The organism is Dolomitihabitans soli (assembly GCF_022213955.1).
GTDB lineage: Bacteria > Actinomycetota > Actinomycetes > Streptosporangiales > Streptosporangiaceae > Streptosporangium_A > Streptosporangium_A soli.
In genome coordinates, this window is the sequence record NZ_JAKNTW010000001.1 from 1029110 (window position 1) to 1040558 (window position 11449).

12 protein-coding genes are annotated in these 11449 nt (G+C 70.9%); 5 read left to right on the top strand and 7 right to left on the bottom strand.

The features are described 5' to 3' along the window. Positions 1 to 162: 162 nt before the first annotated feature. Entirely contained in the window at positions 163 to 681 is a 519-nt protein-coding gene (locus MBA17_RS04660) for a MarR family winged helix-turn-helix transcriptional regulator (RefSeq protein ID WP_238494958.1), read from the bottom strand. 246 nt (positions 682 to 927) lie between these two features. Between MBA17_RS04660 and MBA17_RS04665 the strand changes: the two genes are divergently transcribed. Continuing rightward, the gene (locus MBA17_RS04665; RefSeq protein ID WP_238494959.1) at positions 928 to 2781 is read left to right on the top strand and encodes an extracellular catalytic domain type 1 short-chain-length polyhydroxyalkanoate depolymerase; all 1854 of its coding nucleotides are present in this window, start codon (positions 928 to 930) and stop codon (positions 2779 to 2781) included. Between the two features lie 115 nt (positions 2782 to 2896). On the opposite strand, the gene MBA17_RS04670 is transcribed toward MBA17_RS04665, so the two are convergent. Then, on the bottom strand, positions 2897 to 3220 hold the full coding sequence (locus MBA17_RS04670; protein ID WP_238494960.1) for an AzlD domain-containing protein: 324 nt from the start codon (positions 3218 to 3220) through the stop codon (positions 2897 to 2899). A gap of 118 nt (positions 3221 to 3338) precedes the next feature. Next, positions 3339 to 4001 carry an AzlC family ABC transporter permease gene (locus MBA17_RS04675; RefSeq protein WP_238494961.1) on the bottom strand — a complete coding sequence of 221 codons (663 nt, stop codon included), beginning with the start codon at positions 3999 to 4001 and terminating at the stop codon, positions 3339 to 3341. A gap of 88 nt (positions 4002 to 4089) precedes the next feature. Here MBA17_RS04675 and MBA17_RS04680 point away from each other — a divergent pair, with 88 nt between their 5' ends. After that, positions 4090 to 4650, top strand: a complete 561-nt coding sequence (locus MBA17_RS04680) for a helix-turn-helix domain-containing protein (protein WP_238494962.1) — start codon at positions 4090 to 4092, stop codon at positions 4648 to 4650. 74 nt (positions 4651 to 4724) lie between these two features. On the opposite strand, the gene bdeA is transcribed toward MBA17_RS04680, so the two are convergent. From bdeA to dhaK, 4 genes are all read right to left on the bottom strand, one after another. Beyond that, positions 4725 to 5582, bottom strand: a complete 858-nt coding sequence (gene bdeA / locus MBA17_RS04685; protein ID WP_455432696.1) for a bis(hydroxyethyl) terephthalate hydrolase — start codon at positions 5580 to 5582, stop codon at positions 4725 to 4727. Between the two features lie 242 nt (positions 5583 to 5824). After that, complete coding sequence (locus MBA17_RS04690) at positions 5825 to 6226, bottom strand: PTS-dependent dihydroxyacetone kinase phosphotransferase subunit DhaM (protein ID WP_238494963.1); 402 nt, start codon at positions 6224 to 6226, stop codon at positions 5825 to 5827. Then, the gene (dhaL, locus tag MBA17_RS04695) at positions 6226 to 6843 is read right to left on the bottom strand and encodes a dihydroxyacetone kinase subunit DhaL (RefSeq protein WP_238494964.1); all 618 of its coding nucleotides are present in this window, start codon (positions 6841 to 6843) and stop codon (positions 6226 to 6228) included. The genes MBA17_RS04690 and dhaL overlap by 1 nt, the downstream gene beginning before the upstream one ends. 20 nt (positions 6844 to 6863) lie before the next feature. Then, positions 6864 to 7856, bottom strand: a complete 993-nt coding sequence (dhaK, locus tag MBA17_RS04700) for a dihydroxyacetone kinase subunit DhaK (RefSeq protein ID WP_238494965.1) — start codon at positions 7854 to 7856, stop codon at positions 6864 to 6866. Between the two features lie 172 nt (positions 7857 to 8028). Here dhaK and MBA17_RS04705 point away from each other — a divergent pair, with 172 nt between their 5' ends. From MBA17_RS04705 to MBA17_RS04715, 3 genes are all read left to right on the top strand, one after another. After that, entirely contained in the window at positions 8029 to 9186 is a 1158-nt protein-coding gene (locus MBA17_RS04705) for a cytochrome P450 (RefSeq protein ID WP_238494966.1), read from the top strand. Positions 9187 to 9273: 87 nt separating this feature from the next. Beyond that, complete coding sequence (locus tag MBA17_RS04710; protein WP_238494967.1) at positions 9274 to 10029, top strand: lysophospholipid acyltransferase family protein; 756 nt, start codon at positions 9274 to 9276, stop codon at positions 10027 to 10029. Between the two features lie 465 nt (positions 10030 to 10494). Beyond that, positions 10495 to 11322: a DUF4132 domain-containing protein gene (locus MBA17_RS04715; protein ID WP_238494968.1), complete on the top strand. Its 828-nt coding sequence runs from the start codon at positions 10495 to 10497 to the stop codon at positions 11320 to 11322. The last annotated feature ends 127 nt before the right edge of the window (positions 11323 to 11449 follow it).

Consider the following 11449-nt stretch of genomic DNA (forward strand, 5'->3'; position numbering starts at 1 on the left):
AACTCTGAGTAATCAGACTTGAGGTGAGCCTGCACGCAGGGTCTCAGGACGGAGCGCCGTCGTTGTCGGCGAGGACGCGGTAGACGCTGGCCACGGAGGGATTGCGGCCTTTGTTCTTGCCGGTGGGGACGATGAGTGGTCCGTGGCTGGCCACGGACCACACTATGGCCAGGGCGACGGTGGTGGCTTCTGCGAGCGAAGGACTGGGGTCAGGGCCCGCGTGTCCGGGTGGAGGGCTCGGGTGCACAGCGTGAGCGTTTCCGCGAGTGTCGTGCGGTCCGGGACGTCGATCTCGGCGAGCATGACGGCTTCGATGCTGTCGAGGGAGTGGTCGCATCGCCGGAGGGTGCTCAGGCCTTTCGGGGTAAGGCGGGTGCGCAGAGCGCGGCCGCCACGGGGATGCGGGTCGCGGCGGATCAGGCCGCGTTGTTCGAGATCGCGGATGACCAGGTTCATCGCCTGCGGGGTGACGAAGGCGATGCGGGCCAGGTCGGCCGAGGATGGGGCGTCGCGCAGGCGCAGCTCGCTGAGCGCCATGTATTCGGTGGTCGTCATGCCGTGCCGGGCGAGCGCTTCATCAAGGCAGGCGCGGATGCGGCGTTCCAGCCGGAACACCAGGTAGCTCACATGGGGCGGCGGTGCGTCCGGCGCAGCGGCCGCGGGGACACCCGGATCGGTCACCAGGAGACGATATCGCGCCCCGTCAGAACGGGCCTCAATGTAAGTTTCCCACCCCGTTATCAAGGACCTTGATAACAAGCTGCTTGATAACCAGGGGAAACGGCTCTCTGCCAGGTGAACTGGCGGACATGCGCACCAAGCGTGCATTGACGGTGGATTGTGGCCCCTTCTATTTTCCAGCGACCGATGTCAATACGCGGCGGACCGATCCGCGGCGCGCCGCGGACATGGAGAGGAGGAGCGCGAATGACACGATTGACCACGGTGCTGGCTAGTGCCTGCGCCGCGGCGCTCTTTGCCGTCATGACCGTGGTACTCGGATCGCCGGCCGTCGCCGCCACCCTGGTGGAGGTGACCAGCTTCGGCAACAACCCGGGCAACATGCGGATGCACGTCTATGTGCCGGACTCGCACCCGGCCTCGCCGGCGATCGTGGTCGCGATGCATGGCTGCGGCGGCTCCGGTCCCGGCTTCTACCAGGGCAGTGAGTTCGCCTCGTTGGCGGATCGATATGGCTTCATCGCCATCTACCCGACCGCCACCCAGTCGGCAGGGTTCGGCAACTGCTTCGACACCTGGTCGGACGCGGCCAAGCAGCGCGGCGGCGGCAGCGATCCGGTCTCGATCACCTCAATGATCGACTATGTCGAGCGGAACTATCAGGGAGACCCGAACCGGGTCTACGCCACTGGAAGCTCGTCCGGCGGCATGATGACCCAGCACATGCTCGCCGTCTACCCGGATGTGTTCAAGGCAGGGGCCTCCTTCATGGGTGTGCCCTTCAACTGCTTCGCCGGCGCCTCCGACTACCCGCCCGGAAGCAGCAGGTGCACCGGCGGGAGCATGGACCGAACACCCCAGCAGTGGGGCGATGCGGTCCGCCAGGCGTACCCGGGATATTCCGGCCCCCGCCCGCGCATGCAGCTGTGGCACGGTACCAGCGACACCCTCGTGCCCTACTCGCTGCTGCGAGAGTCGATCGAGCAGTGGACCAATGTGTTCGGGCTGAGCCAGACCCCGACCAGCACCGACACCCCGCAGGCAAACTGGAACCGCAGCCGGTACGCCAATCTGTCCGGCACCGTGCAGGTGGAGGCGTACAGCATCCAGGGCGCCGGGCATGCTCTTCCGCAAAGCGGTATGGCCCTCTACGCCATCGAGTTTTTCGGCTTGACTAGCAGTCCGACCGACACCACGCCGCCGACCACGCCAGGCACCCCGGTCGCGTCCAACGTGACCGCCGCCAGTGCCACGCTGACCTGGACCGCGTCCACCGACCAGGGCGGCTCCGGCTTGGCCGGCTACAACGTCTACCGGGAGCAGGGCGCCACCGACCCGCAGCTTGGCCAGTCCACCACCACCTCGATCACCCTGACCGGGCTGAGTGCCAACACCCAATACCAGGTGTACGTACGGGCGCGTGACGGCGCGGGCAACCTGTCGGGCAACTCCGCGCCGGCCACCTTCACCACGGCCGCTTCCGGAGGCGACACCACGCCGCCGACCGCCCCGGCCGGGCTCACCGCCTCGGGCACCACCACAACCGGCACCAGCCTGACCTGGATGGCCTCCACTGACGACACCGGTGTGACCGGCTATGACATCCTGCGCGCTCCCGGCGCGATGGGCGGAACGTTCACCCAGGTCGGCACCTCGGCCACGACCTCGTTCACCGACACGGGCCTGACTGCGAACACCACCTATCGCTACCAGGTCCGGGCGCGCGATGCCGCTGGTAACGTCTCACCGGTCTCCAACACCGTCCAGATCGCCACTCAGGGAGGCACGACCGGTTCCTGCTCGGCCACCCCGACCGTGCAGTCCCAGTGGGGGAACGGGTATGTGATCCAGCCGCTGACCATCACCAACACCAGCACCTCGACGATCACCAGCTGGACCGTCACCTTCACCCTGCCGGCCGGGCACACCCTAACCGGCTCGTGGAACGCCACCATCACCACCAGCGGCCAGACCGTCACGGCCAGAAGTGTCAGCCACAGTGGCACGCTCGCGCCGGGAGCCAGCACCACCAGCTTCGGCTTCCAAGCGAGCAGGCCCAACGGCAACACCGCCCTGCCGTCCGGCTACACCTGCGCCTGACCGTCAGCGCGCTTCCCTGATCACGGCCCCGTCATCGAAGCCGCGGTGCCAGTCCTGTGAGGTCACCGCCGCCGGCCGCTTCGATGAGTTCGGCGGAGTGCGGGGTGGCCGGGTGTCAGGGGACGCCGAGGAGGCGCAGGAGGGCCGCGGTGGCGGCGGCCGCCAGGACGATCACCACGAAGGGCGCCTTGAGCCAGGCCAGGACGCCGCCGACCAGGACCCCGGCAGGGCGGGCGAAGCCCGCGAACTCGCCACCGTCGATCAGTGCGGCGGTGGCGACCAGGGCGGCCAGCAGGACGACGGCGGAGGTCGCCATCAGCCGTTCCGCGTGTTCGCTCAGCTCCATCCTGGCGCGCAGCACCGGACCGGCGAAGCGGAAGGCGAACGTGCCCGCGCCGAGCACCAGCGCGCAGACGATCACGACCCAGGGCTCGATCATCGAGCACACCTCCTCACGTACGGGGACGACTTGATCACGACGCCGCCTTCTCGGTTCGCCGGGCCGAACGGGAACGCCGGGTTCGCCGTTCCATGAGCCCTCGCGCGGGCGGGGCCGGTCACGGTGCCGCCTTCTCGCGGGGACGCCAGGCGAGCAGGACCCCGGCGAGGGCGAGCAGGACCGGTAGCCCGGCGGGCAGGAAGGGGCTGGCGGCCAGGGCGACGGCGGCGCCGGCCAGCGCGGCGAGCCGGGTGCGCCGGTCCTTGAGAGCGGGCAGGACCAGGGCGAGCAGCACGGCGGGGAAGGCGGCGTCGAGCCCGAACAGGTCGGTGTCGCTGATCGCGGTCCCGGCCACGGCCCCGGCCACCACGCCGGCGTTCCAGCAGACGAACACGCCGATGCCGCAGGTCCAGTAGGCGACGCGACGGCGGGCCGGATCGTCCTGCGCCAGGGCGAAGGCGACGTTCTCGTCGAGCATGAGGTGGCTGCCCGCGATCCTGCGGCCCCACCCCCTGCCCAGGACGTCGCCGACGGCGAACCCGAACGGCAGGTGCCTGGCGTTGACCAGCAGCCCGGCGAGCACCGCCGCGATCGGGTTGCCGCCTGCGGCGACCAGGCCGATGAACATGAACTGCGCGGCCCCGGCGAAGACCACCACGGACATCAGCATCGGCACCCAGACGGCGAAGCCCTCTCCCACGGCGATCGCGCCGTAGGAGAGCCCGACTATGCCGTCGGCGAGGCAGACCAGCGCGATGTCACGCAGGAGATCCCGGTCCAAGGTTCGCTGTGTCGAACGCATAGCGTCTTATAATGAACAGAAATACTCCGTTCGTCAAAACGAACAACTGATCCGATGGAGCGAACCGATGGCTCAGAGAAGCGGTGCCCCCCTCGACGTCATAGCGGCGTCCCTGCGCCGCGAGCGGGACCGCGCCGGCCTCTCGCTCACCGCGCTCGCCCAGCGGGCCGGCATCGCGAAGTCCACCATGTCGCAGCTCGAAGCGGGTACCGGCAATCCCAGCGTGGAGACACTGTGGGCGCTGAGCGTCGCGCTCGGCGTGCCGTTCTCCCGGCTCGTCCAGCCGCACACCCCCGCCGTTCAGGTGATCAGGGCGGGGGAGGGGCCCGCCGTGCACTCGGAGCGGGCCGACTACGTGGCCACGCTGCTCGCGGCCTGCCCGCCGCACGCCCGCAGGGACGTCTACCTGATCTCGGCCGAGCCGGGCGCCGCCCGCGAGTCCGAGCCGCACATGCCCGGCGTCGTGGAGCACGTCGTCCTCGGCTCGGGCCGGGCACTGATCGGCATCGCCGAGGACCCGGTCGAACTGCTCCCCGGCGACTACATCGCCTACCCCGGGGACGTGCCGCACATCTTCCAGGCCCTCGAACCCGGCACCCGGGCCGTCCTGGTCTCCGAGCACGTCTAGCGCCTGCGCCAAAGGCCCCCGGCACGCCGAAAGGCGGCCGCGGGGGACCGCGACCGCCTTCGGTTCGATACCTGCTAGGAGTGCGGGCAGGTGTCGCGGTAGTCGGAGATGGCGGAGCCGCTCGGGGCGGGGCAGAGGAACTGCTCGTAGCGGGTGTCGTTGTCGATGAAGCGCTTGAGCCAGGAGATGCTGTACTTCGCGATCGTGGTGTTGGAGCTGTTGGGCGCGAAGTGGCTGGCGCCGTTCAGCTCCAGATACGCCTTGTCCGCGGTGGACGGCAGGCTGCTGTAGAACGGGATGGAGTGGGTGATGACGGAGGCGATCGAGTCGTTCTCCGCGCCCACGATCAGGGTCGGCACCCGCACGCTGGAGAAGTTCTTGTTCGTGTTCCACGCGGTGAGCGGGATGGCCGCCTGGAGCGACGGGCGGCTCTCGGCCGCCTCCAGGGTGCCGCCGCCGCCCATCGAGTGGCCCATGACGCCGAGCCTGCTGGAGTCGATGCGGGTGCGGACCGAGCTGTTCTGGGTCAGGTAGTCCAGCGCGGCGAGTAACTGACGGCCGCGGCTGGCCGGCTGGTCGGAGGTGGTGTTGGTGTCGATCGTGAAGACCACGAAGCCCTGCGAGGCGAGGCGCGGCCCCATCCAGGCCATGCTCGACTGGGTGGCGGTGAAGCCCGGGGCGATGGCGACGGCGCCGAAGGTGCCCTCACTGGTGCTGGTCGGGTAGTAGATCGTGCCGCCGCCGAAGCCGGTCACGCTGATCCTGGAGACGCTCGTCTGCGAGGTGGCGAACGGTCCGCGGGAGGCCTCGATGCTGGAGTTGCTGGGGGCCGGACCCCTCTCGTAGGGGTTCTCGGCGCTCGCCTGGGCGGCGGGGGCGACGCCGATGCCGCCGCCGACCAGGGCGAGGGCGAGGGCGAACTTGGCGACGATCCGGGGGGTGCTGTGTGGCTGCACGTCGATGTACTCCTGTTCGTAGGAGCGGAACCACAACGACAGCCATCCACGCTGATAGCCTTGCGATACATGCGAATCCACGGCGCGGATCACGTCATGTTCGGCAACAAGGCGTGTGGTTCCGTCTGACTGTCAGTCGTCACTTTCGCTCCGAGCAGCCACCCGCGCATCGGTGAAATCACCGGCCATGAAAGTCGCCCACATCGGTGGCGGGAGTGTCAGCCCAGCTTGCGGAAGCTCCGCGCCTCCTCGGCGGCGGCGAGCACCGCCTCCATCGGGGCCCCCGCCCCCGCCGTGACGACCGCCGCGATCGTCCCCTCGACGAACGGCACGTCCGCCACCACCACCGAGTCCGGCTCCGCCAGCAGCCGGGCGGTCAGCACCGAGCTGCCCAGGTCGGGGATCAGGATCACGCCCGCGCCCGCGTCGGCCTCCTCGATCGCCGCCGCCACCTTGTCGGCGCTGGTTCCCACGCCGCCCTCGTCGGTGCCGCCCGCCGCCACGAGCCGCACCTCGTGCCCGCCGATCGCGGCGGCCAGCGCCACGACCTCCGCCGCCAGCCCGGCGCTGTGCGAGACCAGCACGATGCCCACCATCGGCGTCCCGTCGCCGCCCGTCATCAGCGGGTGCCCGTGGCGCGCAGCGCTTCCAGGATGAGTGCGGTGGACGCGGCGCCCGGGTCCTCGTGACCGGCGCTGCGCGGCCCGAGGTAGCTGGCCCTGCCCTTGCGCGCCGTCAGCGGGATCGTGGCCGCCGCCCCCTCCAGGGCCGCGCGCGCCGCCGCCTCCGGCGCGTCGCCCCCATCCCGTACGGCCTGCGAGAACGCTCGTACGGCAGGCGCCAGCGCGTCGACCATCGTCTTGTCGCCCTCCTCGGCGGAACCCAGCTTCTGAACCCCGGCCAGGGCCGCCGCCAGCGCCTCCGCGAGCAGTTCGGGTGACACCTCGGGCGCGTCGCCCACCGCCTTGCCCATCTCGCGGAACGCCGTGCCGTACAGCGGGCCGGACGCTCCGCCGACCTTGCGGATCAGGGTGCTCCCCGCGAGGACGAGGGCCGCGCCGGGGGAGGCGGGCGGCTTGGCGGCCAGGGCCTCACGCACCGCCTTGAAGCCCCGGTCGAGGTTCGCGCCGTGGTCGGCGTCGCCGATCGCCGCGTCCAGCTCGGTGAGATGCTCCCGCTGGACGGCGACGACGTCGGTGATCTCCTCGAACCAGGCGGTGAAGAACGGCGTGTCCACGAGCGGCTCCCAGGTCTAGGTCAGCGGCCCCAGCGCAGGCCGGGCGTCTCCACCGGAGCGTCCCACAGGCGGGTCAGCTCGTCGGTGAGGCGGCACACGGTGATCGAGAAACCCTGCATGTCGAGGCTGGTGACGTAGTTGCCGACCAGGCTGCGGGTGATCTGCGCGCCGCGCTCGCGAAGGTAGGAGTCGACCTCGGCGAAGGCGATGTACAGCTCGATCAGCGGGGTGCCGCCCATGCCGTTCACCAGCACGAGGTTCTCTCCCGACAGCCCGAGGTCGTCGTGGATCGCGGACAGCGCGGCGCGGACGAGGTTACGGGCGGGCGCGGCCGGCACCCGGGTCCTGCCGGGCTCGCCGTGGATGCCGATGCCCAGCTCGACCTCGGTCTCGCCGAGTTCGAAGGTGGGCTTGCCCGCCGCAGGGGTGACGCAGGGCGACAGGGCCACGCCGAACGAGCGGCTGCGCGCGTTGACGTCCGCGCCGACCGCCGCCACCTCGGCCAGCGGGGCGCCCGTCTCGGCGAGCGCGCCCGCGATCTTCTCCACGAACAGGGTGGCGCCCGTGCCCCTGCGCCCGGCGGTGTAGAGCGAGTCCTGGACCGCCACGTCGTCGTTGACCAGCACGCTGGCCACCTCGACGCCCTCGTCGCCGGACAGCTCGGCGGCCATCGTGAAGTTGAGCACGTCGCCGGTGTAGTTCTTCACGATGTGCAGCACCCCGGCGCCGCCGTCCACCGCGGAGGTGGCCTCCACCACCTGGTCGGGGACGGGCGAGGTGAAGATCTCACCCGGGCAGGCCGCGTCGAGCATGCCGTACCCGACGAAACCGCCGTGCAGCGGCTCGTGCCCCGAGCCGCCGCCGGAGACCAGCCCCACCTTGCCCGGCCTGGGCCCCGAAGCCCGGTAGATCACCCTGTTCTCCTGGTCGACACGGAGGCTCGGATGGGCGGCGGCCATGCCGGCCAGCGCGTCGGTGATGACGGTGTCCGTGCCGTTGATGAGCTTCTTCATCGCGGGTCCTAACTGACGGTTGTCTCCGAGACGACACCTGCCCGCTGACGCCTCGCCGCAAGCCTGGACCCGGACGATTCGGGCCGAGGCGGTTGTCGGAAGGGCACTGACTTCGAGGAAGATCCGGAGTTAGGCTCGCGGGGTGGGGACACCGCCGCGAGGGAGCCGATCCATGTCCGTGGAGTTCAGCCCGTTCGACTACGCCGTCAACGAGAACCCGTTTCCGATCTACGCCAGGCTCCTTGACGAGGCGCCGCTCTACCGCAACGACGACGACGACTTCTGGGCGCTGTCCCGGCACGCCGACGTCGGCGCGGCGCTGCCGGACAGCGCCCGCTTCTCCAGTTCGCACGGGCCGCTGCTGAACCGCCCCCCATGGGGGCCGGACGCGGCCTCCGCGGTGTCGTTCGTCGCGATGGACCCGCCGAGCCACACCGCGCTGCGCACCCTCGTGTCACGCGGGTTCACCGCGCGCAGGGTCGCCGACCTGGAGCCGCGGATCAGGGACATCACCCGCCACCACCTGACGGAGGCGCTGGACCGCGGCGCCTTCGACTTCGTCGAGGACTTCGCCGTACGGCTGCCGCTGGACGTCGTCTCCGAGCTCGTCGGGGTCCCCGAGGCCGACCGGGACGACGTGCGCCGCCTGGCCATGCTGTCGCTGCACCGCGAGGACGGCAGCCAGGACGTCTCCCCCGAGGGCGCCGAGGCGCAGGCCGCGCTGTTCGGCTACTACAGCGACCTGGTCGCCGAGCGGCGCAAGGATCCCGCCGACGACCTCGTCTCCGTGCTGGTCGGCGACCTGCCCGACCACGAGGTCATCCCGATCCTCTTCGTCCTGCTCGCGGCCGGCAGCGAGACCACCACCAACCTCCTCGGCCACGCGTGGTACTGGGCCTGGCGCTTCCCCGACCAACTCGCCAGGGCCTTCGACGACGTGCCCGCCTGGGTCGAGGAGACCCTGCGCTACGACCCGCCCGCCACCGGCGTCGCCCGCCTGCTCACCGAGGACCTCGACCTGCACGGCGAGCGCGTCCCCGCCGGATCCAGGATGTGGCTGCTCATCGCGGCCGCCAACCGCGATCCCCGGGTCTTCACCGATCCCGACCGCTACGACCTGGACCGCGACACCAGCCAGATGATCAGCTTCGGCGGCGGGCGGCACTTCTGCATGGGTTCCTCGCTGGGCCGTCTGGAGGCGCGGGTGGCGCTGGAGGAACTGGTCTCGGCCGTGGGGAGCTACGAGATCGACCCCGACGGCCTGCGCCGCTCCCACATGGGCAACGTCCGCGGTTTCGCCACCCTGCCGACCGTCGTCGCCCGCCGCTGACCGGATCCGGCGGCGAGCGGCGTACGGCGGAGCGGGAAGCGGCCCCGGCGTTCACACCAGGGAGGACGTCAACGGTACGGTTGGGCCATGTCGGAGATCGTGTACCCGCCGGTGATCTGGACGGCCATCGGCCTGTTCCGTGCGCTGGACCTGAAGATTCGTGTCGAGGGAGCCGACCGGGTGCCCCGGCAGGGCGGCGCCGTGCTGGTCAGCAACCACATCAGCTACCTCGACTTCATCTTCGCCGGATTCGCCGCCCGTCCCGCGAAGAGACTGGTGCGCTTCATGGCGAAGAAGGAGGTGTTCGACCACCGGATCTCCGGGCCGTTGATGCGCGGCATGCACCACATCCCGGTCGACCGCGCCGCCGGCGCCGGATCGTACGCCTCGGCGCTGCGGGCGCTCAAGGGCGGCGAGGTGGTCGGCGTCTTCGCCGAGGCCACCATCAGCCGTTCGTTCACCGTCAAGGAGATCAAGAACGGCGCGATCCGGATGGCCGCCGCGACCGGCGTGCCGATGATCCCGATGGCCCTGTGGGGCACCCACCGGCTGTGGACCAAGGGTCACCCGAAGAGGCTGACCCAGCGCCACGTGCCGGTCACCATCCTGGTCGGCGAGCCGATCTACCCCAAACGGGGTGACGACATGGCCGTCCACACCGTCGAGCTGCACGCCCGCATGTCCGAGCTCCTCGACCGGGCCCAGCGCGGCTATCCGGAGATCCCCCCGGGCGCCTGGTGGCAGCCCCGCCACCTGGGCGGCACCGCCCCCACCCCCGAGGAGGCCGAGGCAATGGACAAGGCGGAGGCCGACCGCCGCCACTCCACGGACACCCCCGGCTGACGCGGGCGTCGTCCGCGCCGAACCATCGCGGGAGAGCACGCGTCTGGTGCCACTCGTGGAGCACCGGCAGGCGGGTCGCGACCTTCACCCGGCGTCAGTGGTTCCTGCCGAGGGCAGGTCCTCATCGCGGACCTCTGCGACACCCCCGGCCTGGCGACGCACCGGGAGCTGACGCCGGGCCCGCCGTTCGCCGGTTGCGAGCGGGGTCATCGCGAGACCCGGGCGGGCCGCCGGCTCCCAGGCCACGTGCGAGATGCTCGTGCGCGTGGCATCCACAGTCGAGGAGAGCTGTCAGGGCCGTCGCGTCCGGGGTGATCGACACCGCGCGGATGGTGACGCACACCGAGCCGCTCGACCGCTTCGCCGACGCCGTTCAGCTCACCAGGGACCGCGCTGGTCTCAAGGTTCAGGTCCGGCCTGTGTGACCCCTGTGATTGGTGGGGCTGATGATGCCAGGATGTCCGCATGTCTGGTTACGCGGACGCGGACACCGGCCTCACCTGGGTGCCCGCCACCCCAGGACACGAGCTCGCACTCGACGGGGACACGCTGGTCTGCAGGGACGACGGAGGGCGGCGGCTGAACACCGTGCCGGGCGCGGTCCGGCGCAGCGCGGTCGCACAGGAACTCCTCGCCCTGCGCGACCATCTGGAGCGGCACGCGCGTGAGTGCCACGCGGCCGTGGAGGCGTGGATGCTCGGCGCACAGTCCGTGCCCGCCGCACTGATCCGCCAGGTCTGGGCCGACCCCGCCTGGCGGGACCGGCTCAGCGGCCTGGTCGTCATCCCCGAGCCCGCCGGCCGGCCCCGGCTGCTTCGCCGGCCCGCCGACCTGGCCGGGGCCGAGCGGGCGCTGATCCCGCATCCGCTCCTCCTCGCCGATCTGGCGGAGCTGCGCCGGCTCGCCGCCGACCTCGGCGTCACCCAACAGGTTCCGCAGCTCTCCCGCGAGATCCACACCAGGCCGCCGGGCGCCGCGGGCAGGAACGTCACCGACTACGCCGGAGCGTACTTCGCCGAACTCGGCCACGCGGCCGACCGTGCCCGGAGCCTGGGATTCGAGCCACGCGGCGGCTACGCCGTCTGCCGCGTCGCCGACCGGGCCAGACCCGTCCAGGCCCGCTACTGGCTGGGCGCCTGCGCCCTCGACGCCGAGACCTGGACCGGCGAACTGGCTTGGGTCGGCCCGGACGAGCACCCGATCGACATCCAGGACGTGGGACCGGTCGCCTGGTCGGAGGGGATACGGATGGCCCAGCTCATCCACGCAGGCAGAGTCGCGGAGGAAGACTGAGCGGCCGCCGGCGGACCCGGGTCCGCTTGAGCGTCAGGCCGGGCGGGCCGGGTTCGATCGTGCGCGTCGAGCCGGTGGTCGCGTGTAGGGCGGGGCCGGGGACGTCTATGGGCGTAGGGCCGGTGGC